Annotated in this window: 15 protein-coding genes; 2 read left to right on the top strand and 13 right to left on the bottom strand. The window is 43.9% G+C overall.

The features are described 5' to 3' along the window. Positions 1-59: 59 nt before the first annotated feature. Positions 60-1,757 (bottom strand): carboxylesterase family protein, encoded by a 1,698-nt coding sequence (locus BY457_RS07160; protein ID WP_106152648.1) that lies wholly within the window; start codon positions 1,755-1,757, stop codon positions 60-62. Between the two features lie 241 nt (positions 1,758-1,998). On the opposite strand from BY457_RS07160, the gene BY457_RS07155 reads away from it, so the two are divergent. After that, a complete protein-coding gene (locus BY457_RS07155) occupies positions 1,999-2,886 on the top strand; it encodes an RluA family pseudouridine synthase (protein WP_106152647.1) in 888 nt (295 codons plus the stop codon). A 379-nt stretch (positions 2,887-3,265) separates the two neighbouring features. Here BY457_RS07155 and BY457_RS07150 read toward each other — a convergent pair whose 3' ends face one another. The 3 genes from BY457_RS07150 to tsaD all read right to left on the bottom strand — a co-directional run bounded on the left by BY457_RS07150 (position 3,266) and on the right by tsaD (position 5,601). Then, entirely contained in the window at positions 3,266-4,177 is a 912-nt protein-coding gene (locus BY457_RS07150) for a hypothetical protein (protein ID WP_106152646.1), read from the bottom strand. After that, a complete protein-coding gene (locus tag BY457_RS07145; protein ID WP_106152645.1) occupies positions 4,177-4,482 on the bottom strand; it encodes a PqqD family protein in 306 nt (101 codons plus the stop codon). Before BY457_RS07145 ends, BY457_RS07150 begins: the two co-directional genes overlap by 1 nt. A gap of 99 nt (positions 4,483-4,581) precedes the next feature. Continuing rightward, a complete protein-coding gene (gene tsaD / locus BY457_RS07140; protein WP_106152644.1) occupies positions 4,582-5,601 on the bottom strand; it encodes a tRNA (adenosine(37)-N6)-threonylcarbamoyltransferase complex transferase subunit TsaD in 1,020 nt (339 codons plus the stop codon). 486 nt (positions 5,602-6,087) lie between these two features. On the opposite strand from tsaD, the gene BY457_RS07130 reads away from it, so the two are divergent. Beyond that, positions 6,088-6,582 carry a GNAT family N-acetyltransferase gene (locus BY457_RS07130; protein ID WP_106152642.1) on the top strand — a complete coding sequence of 165 codons (495 nt, stop codon included), beginning with the start codon at positions 6,088-6,090 and terminating at the stop codon, positions 6,580-6,582. A 24-nt stretch (positions 6,583-6,606) separates the two neighbouring features. On the opposite strand, the gene BY457_RS07125 is transcribed toward BY457_RS07130, so the two are convergent. The 9 genes from BY457_RS07125 to BY457_RS07085 all read right to left on the bottom strand — a co-directional run bounded on the left by BY457_RS07125 (position 6,607) and on the right by BY457_RS07085 (position 15,597). Beyond that, positions 6,607-8,718 (bottom strand): amino acid permease, encoded by a 2,112-nt coding sequence (locus BY457_RS07125; protein ID WP_106152641.1) that lies wholly within the window; start codon positions 8,716-8,718, stop codon positions 6,607-6,609. A 123-nt stretch (positions 8,719-8,841) separates the two neighbouring features. Beyond that, the gene (locus BY457_RS07120; RefSeq protein ID WP_106152640.1) at positions 8,842-9,213 is read right to left on the bottom strand and encodes a hypothetical protein; all 372 of its coding nucleotides are present in this window, start codon (positions 9,211-9,213) and stop codon (positions 8,842-8,844) included. A 337-nt stretch (positions 9,214-9,550) separates the two neighbouring features. Continuing rightward, positions 9,551-10,108 (bottom strand): 2-oxoacid:acceptor oxidoreductase family protein, encoded by a 558-nt coding sequence (locus BY457_RS07115; RefSeq protein ID WP_106152639.1) that lies wholly within the window; start codon positions 10,106-10,108, stop codon positions 9,551-9,553. Positions 10,109-10,222: 114 nt separating this feature from the next. Further along, positions 10,223-10,990 (bottom strand): thiamine pyrophosphate-dependent enzyme, encoded by a 768-nt coding sequence (locus BY457_RS07110; RefSeq protein ID WP_010662738.1) that lies wholly within the window; start codon positions 10,988-10,990, stop codon positions 10,223-10,225. Between the two features lie 4 nt (positions 10,991-10,994). Next, positions 10,995-12,077: a 3-methyl-2-oxobutanoate dehydrogenase subunit VorB gene (locus BY457_RS07105; protein WP_106152638.1), complete on the bottom strand. Its 1,083-nt coding sequence runs from the start codon at positions 12,075-12,077 to the stop codon at positions 10,995-10,997. Between the two features lie 41 nt (positions 12,078-12,118). Then, on the bottom strand, positions 12,119-12,352 hold the full coding sequence (locus BY457_RS07100) for a 4Fe-4S dicluster domain-containing protein (RefSeq protein WP_010662740.1): 234 nt from the start codon (positions 12,350-12,352) through the stop codon (positions 12,119-12,121). Between the two features lie 182 nt (positions 12,353-12,534). Then, the gene (locus BY457_RS07095) at positions 12,535-13,857 is read right to left on the bottom strand and encodes an aminotransferase class I/II-fold pyridoxal phosphate-dependent enzyme (protein WP_106152637.1); all 1,323 of its coding nucleotides are present in this window, start codon (positions 13,855-13,857) and stop codon (positions 12,535-12,537) included. Further along, positions 13,854-15,164: a phenylacetate--CoA ligase family protein gene (locus tag BY457_RS07090; RefSeq protein ID WP_106152636.1), complete on the bottom strand. Its 1,311-nt coding sequence runs from the start codon at positions 15,162-15,164 to the stop codon at positions 13,854-13,856. Before BY457_RS07090 ends, BY457_RS07095 begins: the two co-directional genes overlap by 4 nt. Positions 15,165-15,171: 7 nt before the next feature. Beyond that, positions 15,172-15,597 carry an acetolactate synthase gene (locus BY457_RS07085; RefSeq protein ID WP_106152635.1) on the bottom strand — a complete coding sequence of 142 codons (426 nt, stop codon included), beginning with the start codon at positions 15,595-15,597 and terminating at the stop codon, positions 15,172-15,174. Between the last annotated feature and the right edge of the window lie 779 nt (positions 15,598-16,376).

Genomic DNA, 16,376 nt, shown 5'->3' with positions numbered 1-16,376 from the left:
GGGAGGACTGCTTTATGCATGAATATTCACCTTTGCAAAAATCTTTTCAAAATCTGTTTTTATCGTTCTTCCACCAAAACTCCGTAAGATTCCAACTCATCTTTATCTTCCGGTGTCAACTCCCAGTTTTCATCAAAAACGCCTTCCACCAGCACCTTATGATTGCTCTTTTCGAACAGTATAAAATCCTTCATTCCCTTTAACGCCTGGGCACCTTTAGCTCCGCCAAAGCGGCTTCCGGTTTTCGGCATCTCCCCCTCCTCTTCTGCAATAAATGTCCAGAAGGGCAATCCCGAACTTACAACCACCAGGTTGCCATTGTGCGGGAAACAATAAGCAAGCCCCAGACTGTCTGACGAACTATCCAGATGCATTGGCAACTCATCTTCCAAATCAGCAATTACACTATTGGTTTTTCGAGTTCCGAATAAAACCAAATTGGAATTGAGCAAATCGTCACGCGTTATCTGCCGATCAGCAATCACCCGGGGATTCACAGTACTGTTCTGCTCAAAATACCCGCCAAATGAAACAGAGAAGTCAGCAGCCTGTTTGGCTGTTTCTTTTCGCTCAGTTACTTCTTCCATCCCTGATGCTCCTTCGGTACCATATACATAAACATGACGATCGGTCACCACTTCATACATGGGACCCTCAAGACCTTTTTTCTTGGCAACCACCGGAGCATGGTAACGCCCGGTCTGCCACTCTCCATCTTTTTTGGTAAAGGAGTGATTGTACTTCGGCAAACTGGAAATGGATTGCCCATCAATTTTCACAGAGAGTTTTTCGGATGCTTCAAACTGTGGGTGCCCCTTCAGTTGAAGAGAAAAAGCCTCAAGATTATCCGTTTTTATACTGACCACATTTTTCGCGGTAAACTGAGCATCAATTCGGGCAAGCATCCCGGGTGTAAGCTTATCCATATTCACCCAGTAAGCCCCCGGTCGTTTATACCAACGAGTAGCATAGCGAACCCTTGCAGGAAACGGATTTCGCTCAATCCCATCAAACCAGTTAAAAAGCCGGCCACCGGCATACGCATTGGCCCACGAATCATGCTGAACACCCGGATATTCATGATATTCAACCATTGTTCCCATATTCTGCAACTCGTCCACAATTTGTCTGGTTCCCTCTGGTCTCACCACCGGATCGGCACCGCCCTGATGAATGGCAACAGGAATGTTCAGTCCATTCTCAGTGAGGTCAAAATACTCCTGAGGTGGAGCCGGACAAACAGGAGCAATGGCGGCAAACAAGTCGGGATAGGCCATCCCGATAAAAAGAGTTCCACCCCCACCCATGGACAATCCTGTCAGATAAATACGGTTGCGATCGATGTTGAAATCCTGTCGGCACTTTTCGATGATTTGCAATACATCATCTTCAGGAATCCCCACATATCCCATGGTTCCACGGGCATAAGGAGCCACAACAATGTATTCCACATCTTCCCATTCGGGAAAGTACCGCGATGCTTCAGCATCATTTTCTCCCGGAAGATTTGTTTTACCAAATACACGCTTCAACGCCAGCCGGTGATTCGACATGGCGCCGTGCAACATCACCACCAGTGGATATTCTTTCTTTGCATCAAAGTTATCAGGAAGATACAGCGCATAAGGTTGCTCCGAATCGTCAATCTCGGAGTAAAATGTTTCAACCTGCGGACCCGGCTGGTAATACTGGGCAGATAAGAAAAGTGTTGTTCCCAACACCATTAGCAGAAAAAGGAATGGTTTTTTAAAATTCATTTTGTTTTAATTTTAGTTGTGTGTGATAACATGACTGTCTGTCTCCCAAAAATAACGAAAGTATTTCATCCGTATAAAAATTGTTTAAATTATTGGTCGGATGGAACTCGCATGCAGGAATTTATACATATTCTCTTGTGGCAATCGTTGCCATGCTCGTTTCATTAAAAAGGAGTGTTATCCAGTATTTTCAGGCATTCCCTTTCTTTTTCGTAAATTTGAGTTTTAATAAAACAGACTAATGCAAAGCGAGAAACATATTGTTACCTCAGATACCAGGTCCATTCGATTAAGCGATTACGGCCCCGGAATTTTCCCCGGTCTCTCCACCAAATCAGCCTTCAAAAAAGCCATCAAAAAGGGAGAAATCATGGTGGACAAACAGCCGGGAACCACAGGACACATCGTGAAGCCGGGAGAGGTAATTACCTGGAATACTCCGGATGACAAACCCGTCAAAATTTATCACATTGACCTCGAAGTAGTGTATGAAGATGAAACGCTGGGTGTGGTAAATAAACCGGCGGGTGTGGTCGTTAGCGGAAATCAATTCAGGACACTTGAAAATGCACTTCCCCTGCACCTAGAACCATCTTCACATACGGATGCACTGGCTTCTCCAAAAGCCATCCACCGGCTCGACGCCCCCACCAGTGGTCTCATCATTATTGCCAAAACTGCCGCAGCCCGTGTGAAACTCTCCCGTCTGATGGAGCAAAAAGAGATTCATAAAACCTACCAGGCTTTGGTTATTGGAGAAACACAAGAATCATGGAGTTCGGAAACACCGGTGGATGAAAAACCGTCAACCACCCTTTTCAGAAAAATCAGGACAGTTCCTTCGCTGCGAAGTGAGACACTTACCATGGTCGAAGCGAAGCCATTAACTGGTCGGACACATCAAATCAGAAAACATCTTTCGGAAGCCGGAACCCCCATTCTCGGTGATAAAATGTATGGCAAAGAAGGGTTAATCCTGAAAGGCAAAGGATTGTTTCTTTGTGCAACGCAAGTGGCATTTCCCCACCCCTTTTCCGGTGAACCAATAAGTATTAAAATTGATCCTCCTCATAAATTTGAGCAGTTCATGCAGGGAGAAAAACGAAGATGGGAGAAGTACAGGATGTGAGTTTTGGGTTATGAGTTTTGTCGGGTTAATAGTCGTCAGGAGACGACGGGATACAAGCACCTCGTGCGGAAGCGAAGGGGCAGAGGGGAAAGAGGAAACGAAGGAGGAAGAATCATTGCTACCTGGTCAGGAAAAGGTGTCACCCCTGCCGGGGCTTTTCTCTTGCATTTCAATTCCATTGCTACCAAACTGTCGCCCCGCCGGGGCTGGTCCACCATAAAAAGGAAAAATCAAACAATAATTAGTACCACCTATAAATTGAAAAAAACACAATCATGCCAGAAATCCAGCTTCAGAGAAAAGTCCCCCTCAACTCTCATCCCTCATCCCTTCTGCCTTCCAAACCTCCTTCTATTCTCTACTAACTACTGGCTATTCACTAATCCCTTAACCCTTTTATTTCCCTCACAATATCATTAGAAAGTTTAAACCCACAGTCATAAATGGGGACCTGAGAGGCAATATCCAGGATGCGATCGAGATGACGGCCGGTCATCTCTTTATCGTAAAAATGCTGAATACCGTTGGCCATAAAGCGCATGGCAGCATTGATCCCGGCAAGTTTGGTTACTTCATTGTCCGGCGACTGCCGGATAAGAAATATTTCATTTAGCGGGGCCATCAAAGGTTTCTGTGCATAATAAGGCATCGGAGTATTGAACATATACCACCTGTCACCAATCTTTCGCAACCACAACCGGTCGTCATTAATAACGGTGGCCCCTTCGCTTTTCCAGATACCCGCCATGGTACTTTTTCCGGTCCCCGAGACAGCCGTGAAGAGTCGCCCTTTCACGTTCTCCAGCACCCCGGATGCATGAACCAGGACATCATCCTGATAATGGGCCAGCACCACCATCAATACAGAGCCAAAAGGTTGAAAGAGCGGATCAATGGAAATTTCCTGAACGCCATCCCCGGGCACAAGTGCGGCTGAAATCGTATTTTGGGAAAAATCAATAACACCAAATACCTCCTCTAATTGTAAATCGTCATCGAAATCAATATGAATCCCCACCTGATGATCCTTTCGCAAAATTGTCCATGTATAGGGAATTTCAGCGCCGGGAAAGGATTCACCGGAAAGGGCTCTGGAAAATCCGGAAGTATCAACCGATTCTGTTGTTGAATAGGAAACATGAAATAATTGATTTCCTTCTGTTAGTGAATCATTAAACAAAGAACTTCCCAGAGGCACCAGTTTTACATCAGCTGAAGTACAGGAGAAATCCAGCTTCAAACCCGGTAGAAATATTACAATTCCTTCAGTATTTTTTGATTCTTCTCTCATCAGGGTTGAATAATCTCAATTACATTTTTTTGAGTAGCTTCAGCTATAAACGCTTCTACATCTTCTATCAGGGTGGACTCATCAACATCATAAAGGTCCAACATCTGACGAATCAATTCTTCTTTAGTCTGGGGTGTTTCAAGAAGCCTCAAAATATCTGCACCAACTTCATTAAGTGTAAGCACACTGGTCATATCTGCCACCTTATCGGTAAGCGGCACCATAACCATCTCATTGCCCATCTGTCGGGTTACAAAATCAGCTCCGTTTACCCGATACCGTATTTCTTGTTGCTCCTCACTCATTGGGTTCCGTTTTGTGATAAAAAAGTTACGTAGAATCAACACACTCTCTCACTCTTAACCTTAGCATTAACCTCAATCTTAGTCTCATCCTCAACCTTTTCAAATCCCCATCCTGGCATACGGGGCCACCTCCTGCCCCACAAACTCCTGCTTTCGAAATTTAAAAAGTCCGGTAATGGCAATCATAGCAGCATTGTCGGTGGTATATGAAAACTCAGGAATATAGATGTTCCAGCCATACTTCTCACGGCCATCCACAAAAGCCTGACGCAATCCTGAATTGGCAGAAACTCCTCCTGCAAGCGCTATTTCTTTAATCCCTGTCTTTTTGGACGCCGCAATAAGCTTATCCATCAGAATATCCACTATGGTTTTCTGAAGGGAAGCGCACAGGTCATTTTTGTTATTTTCAATAAAGTCGGGCTCTTTCTTAATGTGATCCTTTAAAAAATAGAGGAAAGAGGTCTTCAAGCCGCTAAAGCTGTAATCAAAATCAGCAATACGGGGTTTGGAAAACTGAAAGGCATCCGGATTGCCATCTTTGGAAAACTGATCTATCAGTGGCCCCCCGGGATAGGGAAGCCCCATCACCTTGGCACACTTATCAAAGGCCTCTCCGGCAGCATCATCTATGGTCTGACCGATAATTTCCATCTCCAGGTGGTCTTTCACCAGAACTATCTGACTGTTTCCTCCGGAAACGAGCAAACACAGAAAGGGAAATTCCGGCACCTCATGTTTGCTGTCCGACTCCTGAATAAAATGAGCGAGCACATGTGCCTGCAAATGGTTAACCTCGATCAAGGGGATCTTCCGGGCCAGTGCAAACCCTTTTGCAAAACTGGTACCCACCAATAACGATCCCATCAGTCCGGGCCCCCTGGTAAAAGCGACTGCAGATATTTCCTCCGGAGTCACTTTGGCATCCTTCATAGCCTTATGCACCACCGGAATGATATTCTGCTGATGCGCCCTGGATGCCAGTTCGGGGACAACACCACCATACTCCTCATGCACCTTCTGTCCGGCTATAACATTCGAAAGAATGGTATCGCCTTTTATGATTGCTGCGGAGGTATCATCGCAGGAAGATTCAATACCTAGTATGATGGGATTCATGATGTCCTTGATTTTTTTGTTTGGGGCGATAAAGATAATGAAAATAAGCCGGTGGAAAGAATGGTGACGATTTGCATTGACCGGAATAAACCTCCCCGTCAAAAAAGCTCCCGTTGAATTCGGGTAGATTGAAAAAGTGAACAAAAAAATTGACACAAAAAATAACCATTCACATTACAAATTCATTATCTTTAAACTGTTTTAACCATGAATTATTGCAATGAGGACTTCAAAAATCAAGAAATAATCACTGGCATGCGATTTAAAAAGAAACCGCACTACAAAAATATTATACCCGGAATAATAATTGTTTTGCTGGCATTGTGTTCAGCCCACCTAACCGACATCTCCTTTTTATGGTCAGGTTGTTTTATGGGTTTTGGAACAGTGCTCTTTTTAAACGGGTTTCTGGAAAGCAAAAAAGAATCCAAAAGAGTAGGTCTTTTTAACAAAAGAATTAACCACAAATAGACAACGATATCAACTATGGAAATTAAATTCGAGAAAGCCACCCTCAATGACCTGGTGGCCATAAAAGAGATATACGACTATTATATTACTGAGACTACTGCTACCTTTCATACTCATCCGGTGAGTTTTGAGGAACTCAGAGAAATAATCCCTTTCCATAACAAGAAATATCCTTCTTTCATTGTAAAAGCCGATGGAAAAACAGCCGGATACTGCTATCTGTGCCAGTTTAAAAAGCGTCAGGCATATGACAGAACAGCTGAGGCAACAGTTTATCTGAAGCCGGAATATTGCGGTCAGGGCATTGGTTTTCAAACAGTGAATTTTTTGGAAAAAGAAGCCCTAAAACGTGACATAAAAGTTTTACTGGGCACCATTACCGGAACCAATGAAAACAGCATCCGCCTCTTTGCCAAGTGCGGATTCGAAAAATGCGCCCACTTCAGGCAGGTTGGACAAAAGTTCAACGAGTTACTGGATGTGGTGATCTATGAGAAAATTCTGGAATAATTTATGAGTCCGGGCTAACCTGGATTATTGTTTCAGATACTTATCGAACAGTTGCGCTATTGACTTTGGTTCTCCTATCAAAGTCAATGCATCATGTTCTTCCAGTACCGTATCTCCATGCGGAGCAAATGTTTCCGAATCACGTTCTATCAAAGCAACAAGCACATCAGGCGGAAGAGATATCTCTTTTAGCTTTTTTCCCACCAGTTCAAACTGAGCGGACTGAGGCAACAACCTCACGGTAAAGAAACGCTCGTTGTGCAACAAATATTCCTTAATTTTTCTATGACTCTTATGATCGAACATCTCTTCCACAAATTCTTCCCGTTCGATAATGTCCACAAGCCTCGAAAGCATCCTCAGTTGCTGACGTGAGTCACTGGGCGGATTAACCAGGAAAAAGAATATGCGGATATAATCCTCCGAAGAGATTCCTCCTTTGCCAACAGGCTTCCGAATTCCTCTGCTCGACAAAACAATATGCAGAGAGGGATGATCAACCCCTTCACTTTTGGCATATAAGATAGAGACTTCCGGAATAATCAGTGCCGGCTCTATGGCGGAGGTGGTCATAAACTCATTGATCAATGTCTCTTTGCTGGCGTGCATCTCGGTAGAGAACACCTCTGCCACATGTGCTACCAAATCATCAAATTCCACATCTTTCTCCAAAGAAGTAATTCTGGCTCTCGTGATGGTCTCATCAAAGGGATCCCCCTGCCGGAGTCCTTTCTCCTTTAGGATGGTCATAAACTCATTTTCCAGCTCGGAATACTGATACTTACCCAGTAGTGCAAACCAGTGAAAAATAGCCCCCTCACGTTTAACCTTTTCACGGGCGTAATAATAGTACCATAAAAAAGATAAAAGTGTTACAATACCACTGAAGATAACTGCCATCCACCCCATATAAACAATCAACACCAGGGACACAAAAATGCCTGCAATCTGCATCCCCGGGTACCAGGGCGATTTATATCCGGGATCGTATGATTCTATGTTGCTCTTTCGGAATACAATTACAGAAAAATTGATCAGCATAAAAATAAAAAGCTGAAAAGCACTGGCAAGTTTGGCAATGCCCTCTTCCGATACCACAAGTATGAGAAAAAGCACCAACCCCGAAGTGAACAATATGGAAAGTATCGGAGTACCGGATTTTCCAACCCTGGCAAACCGGGGAGGGAAAAGTTTATCTCTGGCCATGGCAAAGGGGTATCGCGATGACGAGAGCAACCCGGCATTTCCGGTGGAGGCAAAGGCAGCCATGGCCGCCCCGACCATCAGGTAAGCACCTGTCTGACCAGGCATCCATTTAAAAAGCTGTTTGGCCGCAGTTGCCGCCGGTGCCAACTCATTGGCAAAATCTTTCGGATCAATCAGGGCAACCATCACAAACACACCCAGGAAATAAATGACGCTGGTAATAACCAGTGACAACAACATACCCAATGGAATATTCCGTTCAGGGTTTTTGATCTCCTCAGCCACACTGGCCACTTTGGTCAATCCAAGATATGAAACGAAGACAAAACCGGCAGTGGTAATTATCCCTTCGATGCCATTGGTGAAAAACGGAGTGAAATGTTCATTTGCCGACGGTCCTTCGATCCTCTCGGTAAAGAATACAGTATATAACCCTTCAAAAACAAAGCCTCCCAAAACCACCAGGAGGAAAATAATGAAGAAGTTCTGAAGGCCGGATGTTTTTTTGGCTCCAATAAGATTGAGCCCTGTAAAGACCATCGTGGCCGCCACCGCCACCAACTGAACCGGAACATCCCAGAAAATGGCCGCATATGCCCCGATACCAATAATCGCAAAAGCAGTCTTAAAAACCAACGAAAGATAAGTTCCCAGTCCCCCGATGGTTCCCATTAGCGGTCCAAGACTCCGATCCAGGAAGAAATAGGCCCCTCCGGCTCGGGGCAGTGCTGTAGCAATCTCGGCCATGCTAAACATGGCGGGTAAAATAAGCAAACCCGAGACCAGGTAGGCAACAAATACAGAAGGTCCGGTATATTGCGAAGCAAGGCCGGGCAAAAGAAAAAAACCGGAACTAAACATAGCACCGGTGCTGATGGCAAAAACATCAAACAATCCCAACTCTTTTGTCAGCTTCTTTTTCCCTTCCATATAAATTGTTTATTCAGTTAAACCGCTGAAAGAACGTTATTGTTCTCCGTTCAAATGAAAAATATATTTGGTTCATCACAATAATTAAATGAACGGGATTCGTCCGATTAACACAAATCCGCATTATACACTCAACTCTTTTATTAAATCTGAAATCTTGGCAATCACATTATTCGACAGCTTTTCCATCCTTTGTCTTAGTCCCAAATGCTCATCGAAGTATTGATGGTCCGCAGTAATCGGAAAATCCTTATTGTAGTATTGAAGCTCCTGTTCCTGAGTTTTAATACGGCCCATCATCTTTTTTATCTGATCTTCCCACTCGTCCAGAATCATCTCTTCCACAGCATTAAGCTCTTTTTTGCCCTGCCCGCCGGCTATTTCATTGTTGCGATCTCTGATGATTTTCAAATCACGAAGAAACCACTCCAGGTGATTCTTCCACATTTTATACTCAAAATCGAGATCGATAAGATGTATTTTTCCTTCCTTCATAACGTTTGTTTTACCTGATTAATTCATGAATCATTGTGATGAGATGGTCAAACAGATAGAAATATGGACAACCGCAGATGAAATTGATGAGGGAAATAGTAAACTATTTTCAAATCTATTTTATCGAGGACGTTCATATTTCGCAGGTGGTTGATCATCGTATTAAATTATTTATGAATTAATCAGTTTTAGTGGATAGCGCTGTTTCAAGATACTATTTTTTTCAAAAAAAAACACGAAAAACACGGTCTCTCCAACCCAACACTTAAAAAATCAGTGTAAAGTTGTAATTACCGCACTTTTCGTGTCTTTGAAAAATCTTATCAGGCTAAAAATCTCAGGCCTTAACCAGAGTTACTTCCTTAACAATTTCTCCGCCTCGTTGAATGGCTTTTTCATTCATCGGAATCAGATGATGATGGCGTTCGGGAAGTGATTTCTTCAATCCTTTAAGAACGTTCTCCATCTCAACCACAGGCTTAACCTTAAGGAAAGCTCCCAAAACAATCATATTAAAAGTTTTGGCTGATTTCAACTGAGCAGCCTCTTCAGCAGCTTCAATTTTATAGATATTGATGTCATCTCTTTCCGGATGACGGGTAATTCCATTGGGATCGTACAACAACAGACCACCAGGTTTCACCAGTGGTTCAAACTTATCCATTGATTGCTGATTCAGGATGATGGCAGTATCGAAAGCATGCAAAATCGGCGAACTGATGCGGTTATCGCTCAAAACAACCGTAACATTGGCTGTTCCGCCCCGCATTTCAGGTCCGTAAGAAGGCATCCATGTTACCTCCTGCCCCTGCATCACGCCTGAATAGGCAAGGATTTTTCCCATAGACAAAACGCCCTGGCCACCAAATCCTGCTATTATTATTTCTTCCTTCATAACAAACTGTTTTTTATGAATCTCCACAACCATCCGTCAATCAAACACCTCAGACAAGTCGCGGAGAACCACAAATGTTCTGTTAAACATTGTGTCGGTTAATTATCCCGTCTCTTAAACGTCTTTAATATCACCAAGTGGATAAAACGGGAACATATTCTCTTCCATCCAGTTGTTGGAATCCACAGGATTCATCTTCCAGCCTGAGTTGCAGGTGGAAACCACTTCAACAAATGAAGTTCCGGTCTTGTCCTTTTGTTTCTCAAAAGCTTTCCGGATGGCCTTTTTTGTCCGTCTTACAGCAGCAGCAGTATGCACTGCCTGCCGGGTAACAAAGTTGGTTCCGGGAAGCTGAGCAACAATCTCGGTGATTTTGAGAGGATTACCATCCGTTTTGGGGTCACGCCCAAACGGACAGGTGGAAGCTTTCATTCCTTCCAGAGTGGTCGGAGCCATCTGACCACCGGTCATCCCGTAGATACCGTTATTGATAAATATCATTACCATATTCTCACCACGGTTACAGGCGTGAATGGTTTCAGCCGTACCAATGGCTGCAAGGTCTCCATCTCCCTGGTAGGTCACCACATAACGATCGGGACGCAACCTTGAGATGGCTGTTCCCAAAGCGGGTGCCCGCCCGTGGGCAGCCTCCTGCCAGTCGATGGCCAGGTAGTTGTAGATAAACACGGAGCAACCCACCGGAGCAACTCCAATGGTTTTGTCCTGAATACCCATCTCCTCAATGACTTCAGCCAGAAGTTTATGAACAACACCATGGCTACAGCCCGGACAATAGTGCATTACTTTATCGGTCAGAACACTGCTTTTTTTATGAACGATGTTCTCCGCTACTTTGATATCTTCAGTTATTTCAGCCATTGTCTTATCCTCCAATCAGTTTTTGTTCCAGAGCCTCGGCAACCTCATCGGGCGAATGAACAACTCCGCCGTAACGTCCAAAGTGCTCTACTTTTACTTTTCCTTCTACTGCCAGCCTTACATCTTCCACCATTTGTCCGCTACTCATCTCCACAGACAAAATACCTTTCATCTTTGCACCCAGTCGCTGAATCTCCTTTGTGGGGAATGGATAAAGTGTTATGGGACGCAAAAGCCCAACTTTGATACCCTTTTCCCGGAGTATTTCGATGGCTGCAGCAGAAATACGGGCGCTGCTTCCATAGGCAACAATCAGATAATCTGCGTCATCCACATCTGTTGTTTCAAAACGCACCTCTTTTTCCTCCAGTTCACGGTATTTTACCTGAAGTCGGTGATTAAACTTCTCGTGAGCCTCAGAATCGAGCTCAACAGAAGTAATAATATTGTAATCGCGCGATTCGGGTTTTCCGGTGGTAGCCCAGGGATGCATTTGTGCAACCTCTTCATCGGTCCAGCGTTTTTGCTGAGGTTTCAGCTCCACTTTTTCCATCATCTGACCAATCATTCCGTCAGACAAAATCATCGCAGGATTGCGGTATTTGAATGCCAGGTCAAAACCAAGTTCCACAAAATCTGCCATTTCCTGAACTGATGCCGGTGCCAGCACTATAAGCTTGTAGTCACCATGACCACCTCCTTTGACCGATTGGAAATAATCGGACTGAGAAGGCTGTATGGTGCCCAGTCCCGGTCCTCCGCGTACAACGTTGACCACCAGACAGGGAAGTTCTGCACCGGCCATGTATGATAATCCTTCCTGCATGAGACTGATACCCGGACTGGAAGAAGAGGTCATCACCCTTTTTCCGCAACCTGCCCCCCCATACAACATATTAATTGAGGCAGTTTCACTTTCAGCCTGGAGAACGACCATTCCGGTGGAATTCCATGGTTGCAATTCCATCAATTTCTCCATCACCTCCGATTGCGGGGTAATGGGATATCCGAAATACCCATCGGCTCCACAGCGAATTGCTGCCTCGGCAATGGCTTCATTGCCTTTCATTAACCTTAGTTCACTCATTTGCTTAATATTTCTTTGATTCTGACCGGATTGTTAACAAATCAGGCCATTTCAACTTTTTTACGATAAACTGTAATACAACTATCCGGACAAACCAACGCACAATTGGTACACCCGTTGCAAGCATCCGGATTTGCCATATATGCATAATTATACCCCTTCCCGTTCACCTCGTCTGCCAGGGCGATTACATCTGTCGGGCAGGCTTCGACGCAAAGCGAACAACCTTTACAGGTCTCGATGTCCACCTCTATTGCTCCAATCATTTTTGCCATAACAAAATTTGTTTTTCTTAAAACTATATTACGAATTTAGAGAAAAATTGTAATTAAGCTTCATGATTCTCGTCATTATTTCCTATAAACAAAGCGAATATAATGCATTACAATTTGTAAGTTTATCGAAAATCAGAGAGTTAAGATTCTTGTTTATATACATTCTATATTGCCTGCCCCACCTATGTCCGGACAGATGAAAACTGTTGCAAACGTTTGGCAAGATCTCCCAATCTTTCTTTAGAGGTATGTGACACGCAAATACGCAGTCCCTCCTTACGCGAACTTCCTGTTGTATCGAGCGTTATAGCGCTTATCCCATAGCGAAGCAACTCTCCTAAAAGCTCCTCCCCCGTCATGCCGGGATAACTGATGGTAAAATAGAAACCATCGGCCACATCCTGCTCCTCATCTTTATCGTAAACCAATTGAAAACCATTGTCCAGGAAGTGCTTTTTCATTATCGCAGCCCGCTCGCCATATTCCTTCACATAACTGCGAAAATCAAAATCACCATCATTGACAGCCTTCAATAGTGCAGCAAAACCAAGTTGCGGAGAATGAGCAGTTCCGGCAGTGGTACAGTAAAGTGCATCCTGCAGAATGGCTGTACCAAAACGATCCGAATTAAAGACTTTTCCAAGATGAGGAAAAGTTTTTCCAAACAAAGCATCTGAAATCAACAAGCCGCCGATCCGCTGTCCGGCATAACTAAATATCTTTGAGCTGGAAAAAAGCAATACATAATTATCTGTGTATCGGGCAACAGTGGGCTGATGCGGTGGCTTACCCGGAACACCGTAATTGTGGCGAAAATCCATACCAAAATAAGCCAGATCCTCCATCACAATCACATCATACTCATTAGCCAGATCCCCAATGATCTTCAATTCCCTTTCGGTAAAACAGATCCAGGCCGGATTGTTGGGATTGGAATAAAGAAAAGTACTGATATTCCCCTTTTTAAGGTAGCTTTCCAGTTTCTCACGAAGCTTTTCTCCCCTGTAATTATAGATATCAAAACTCTCATATTTCATCCCCTGAACGACAATCTGCCGCTTATGAACCGGAAACCCCGGGTCGATAAACAAAGTGGTGTCTTTCTGCGGATCCCGCTTATTGGCCACCATAAAAGTCACAAACGACGATTGCATAGAACCTACGGTAGGAATACAGGATGCGGCATGTATCCCGACATCCAGAAAGAGCCGGGCAAAACGGGAAAGTTCCTTTTTTAATTCCGGCCGGCCTTCAATGGGCGGATAGACCGATGTTACCCCCTCTTCCATAGCCGCAATTTCAGCAAGCACCCCAACCTGAGGTGTTTTAAGTCCCGGCACGCCCATCTCTGTTCTGATGTAGGACTCTCCGCTTATCTCCTGCAAGCGGTTCACCAGTTGCACAATCTGCCTGATGGTACAATAAGCAAGACTTTCAATGCCCAGTTCCTGACGCAATTCCTGCATTGTCTCTTCAGAAACCGGAAAAGGAGTGTTTTGTGTCATTTCAGTGTTCTTTTATCAATTACTCGTTTGGCTTTTCCTTCACTGCGTTCTATGGTTTTTGGCTCCACCAGCTTCACATTCACACTCAAACCAATGGTACTCTCAATCTGGTGTTTAATCTTTTTACCAAGATTCTGAAGTTCACTGATTTTATCCTGATAGAAGCGATCTTCCACTTCCACATGAAGTTCCAGTGTATCCAGATTGTTTATCCTGTCAACCACCAGTAAATAGTGAGGTGTGGTTTCGTCCATTTCCAACAGCACACTTTCAATCTGTGAGGGAAAAAGATTCACTCCCCGAATAATAAGCATATCGTCGCTTCTGCCGGTGCATTTCTCCATTCTCACAAGGGTTCTGCCGCATTTGCAAGTCTCATAATGCAAGCGTGTAAGGTCACGGGTGCGGTAACGAATAATGGGCAATCCCTCTTTGGTTACGGTCGTAAAAACCAGTTCACCCAACTCACCTTCCTGAAGCGGCTCCAGTGTTTCGGGATCAATAATTTCAGGAATAAAGTGATCCTCATTGATGTGCAAACCATTCTGATATTCACAATCGAAAGATACTCCGGGTCCGATAATTTCACTTAACCCATAGATATCAAAAGCTTTAATTTTCAACTTTTTTTCTATCTCCTTTCGCATATTATCCGTCCAGGGCTCGGCACCAAAAATCCCCACCCGCAACTTCAGATCTTCCCGTCTGATATCACTTTCATCAATAGCCTCTGCCAGATACGATGCATAAGAAGGGGTGCAAGCCAGCACCGTAGATCCGAAATCATTCATCAACTGAAGTTGTTTTCTGGTATTCCCTCCGGAAATAGGAATAACCGATGCGCCCACCTTTTCACCTCCGTAATGAAGCCCCAATCCACCGGTAAACAACCCGTAACCATAAGCAATCTGGATAAAATCCTTATTGCTTACACCGGCTGCAGTAAGTGTACGCGCCATTACCTCAGACCAAACGGCAATATCACGTCGTGAATACCCAACAACTGTGGGGCGACCGGTAGTTCCGGAGCTGGCATGCAGGCGAATAATTTCGCTCATGGGCAGCGCAAACAGACCAAAAGGGTAATTGTCGCGTAAATCCTGCTTGGTTGTAAAAGGAAGTTTTTGCAAATCATCCAGCGACTGAATATGTTCAGGACCTATTCCCTGTTCCTGCATCTTAGCTCTATAATAGGGCACATTATAATAGACCCGCTCCACCACTTCTCTTAAACGCTCACTCTGAACGGCTTTCATCTGCTCTCTCGGCATGGTTTCAAAATGCCGGTTCCATATCGATATTTTCATAAGAATCTTAAAATTTATAGAGGTCACTTGCCGATATCAACTCCATTTCATGTTTCTGAAATTCTTCCACAGCTTTTTGAGCATCATCAGGACGCAAAACAATAAATGATTTGTCGCCGGGAGAAAACCCGTACAGATATTCAATTCCGATATTGGCATCAGCCAAAATCTTCAGAGCTTTGGAAAGTGCTCCGGGAGAGTTGGGAGCTGCAAATGAAATGACCTCACTCACATTCACTGAGAACAGATTATTTTTAAGGATTTCCCTTGCCCCGGCAGGGTCAGAAGGGATCAACCGAAGAATACCGAATTCGGAAGTGTCAGCCATGCTGCAGGCAGATACATTAATATTAGCTTTTCCGAGTATTTCAAATACTTCATGCAATCTCCCTGAGCGATTTTCCAGAAAAACCGACAGTTGTTCAATGATCATAATTTTGTTTTTTTAGGCCTGATTCTTTCATAGTTGCCCATCTCGGTGGAATCAAAAAGATACCGAAATAAGAGATTTTTTACTTTTGCACTCCCAATTCAACAACCAACTGTTTTGGCACCACGGAAAGCATTGACAGCGAACATTAAATCTCCGAACCACCCAAATACTTCGGTTTTACTTTCCGGATTGCAGAACAGTTACCGGACAAAATTGAAATGACCAGGTAGGTTAAAAATGTTGGGGAAATTACAAATTTTTAACAACTTTTATTGAACAAAAGAGGTTTTTCTTTATCCTGGTTTATAAGTTAGTCTATCTATGATACATGAGCTCGCGTCATAAAATGGTCAAGAAATATGGGTACTCGAAAAAATAATTTTGGAGGAAACGAGTACCGCATGTTCGGGTCGTGTTCCATGCTGGCTTCATCAGTATATAATTAAACTATGTTATTGGTATGATGGAACTCGCATGCAAGAATTTTTACATATTCTCCCGGGGCAATCGTTGCCATGCTCGTTTCATTTCTTATTGTTCTTTTTGGCATCGCCCAAAAAGGAACAAAAAAAGTCTAGTCCGTTTAAACCTATCCGCCCGCGTCAGGCTTAATTTCCGCCATTGCGCAAGGCCTTGAAACGAGAGCATAGCTGTGATTTCTCAACCCAGCATAAAGGCTTTCTATTGGAAATATTTGCGAGTTCAATACGACCTTAAAAAGAAATATTTATCCGTATTAATGTCGCCCATTAAGCCTTCCCGCCAACCGCCGGTCCGGA

This window comes from Marinilabilia salmonicolor (assembly GCF_003003035.1).
In the GTDB taxonomy this organism is placed as follows: domain Bacteria; phylum Bacteroidota; class Bacteroidia; order Bacteroidales; family Marinilabiliaceae; genus Marinilabilia; species Marinilabilia salmonicolor_A.
Note: the sequence above shows the minus strand (reverse complement) of the source record. Positions and strands in the feature narration are given on the sequence as shown.

Bases quoted from the DNA above. Each gene is read 5' to 3' on its own strand.
- BY457_RS07095 (WP_106152637.1), bottom strand. From the start codon at position 13,857: ATGACACAAAACACTCCTTTTCCGGTTTCTGAAGAGACAATGCAGGAA.
- BY457_RS07090 (WP_106152636.1), bottom strand. From the start codon at position 15,164: ATGAAAATATCGATATGGAACCGGCATTTTGAAACCATGCCGAGAGAG.
- BY457_RS07130 (WP_106152642.1), top strand. From the start codon at position 6,088: ATGGAAATTAAATTCGAGAAAGCCACCCTCAATGACCTGGTGGCCATA.
- BY457_RS07085 (WP_106152635.1), bottom strand. From the start codon at position 15,597: ATGATCATTGAACAACTGTCGGTTTTTCTGGAAAATCGCTCAGGGAGA.
- BY457_RS07150 (WP_106152646.1), bottom strand. From the start codon at position 4,177: ATGAGAGAAGAATCAAAAAATACTGAAGGAATTGTAATATTTCTACCG.
- BY457_RS07100 (WP_010662740.1), bottom strand. From the start codon at position 12,352: ATGGCAAAAATGATTGGAGCAATAGAGGTGGACATCGAGACCTGTAAA.
- BY457_RS07155 (WP_106152647.1), top strand. From the start codon at position 1,999: ATGCAAAGCGAGAAACATATTGTTACCTCAGATACCAGGTCCATTCGA.
- BY457_RS07145 (WP_106152645.1), bottom strand. From the start codon at position 4,482: ATGAGTGAGGAGCAACAAGAAATACGGTATCGGGTAAACGGAGCTGAT.
- BY457_RS07110 (WP_010662738.1), bottom strand. From the start codon at position 10,990: ATGGCTGAAATAACTGAAGATATCAAAGTAGCGGAGAACATCGTTCAT.
- BY457_RS07160 (WP_106152648.1), bottom strand. From the start codon at position 1,757: ATGAATTTTAAAAAACCATTCCTTTTTCTGCTAATGGTGTTGGGAACA.
- tsaD (WP_106152644.1), bottom strand. From the start codon at position 5,601: ATGAATCCCATCATACTAGGTATTGAATCTTCCTGCGATGATACCTCC.
- BY457_RS07120 (WP_106152640.1), bottom strand. From the start codon at position 9,213: ATGAAGGAAGGAAAAATACATCTTATCGATCTCGATTTTGAGTATAAA.
- BY457_RS07115 (WP_106152639.1), bottom strand. From the start codon at position 10,108: ATGAAGGAAGAAATAATAATAGCAGGATTTGGTGGCCAGGGCGTTTTG.
- BY457_RS07105 (WP_106152638.1), bottom strand. From the start codon at position 12,077: ATGAGTGAACTAAGGTTAATGAAAGGCAATGAAGCCATTGCCGAGGCA.
- BY457_RS07125 (WP_106152641.1), bottom strand. From the start codon at position 8,718: ATGGAAGGGAAAAAGAAGCTGACAAAAGAGTTGGGATTGTTTGATGTT.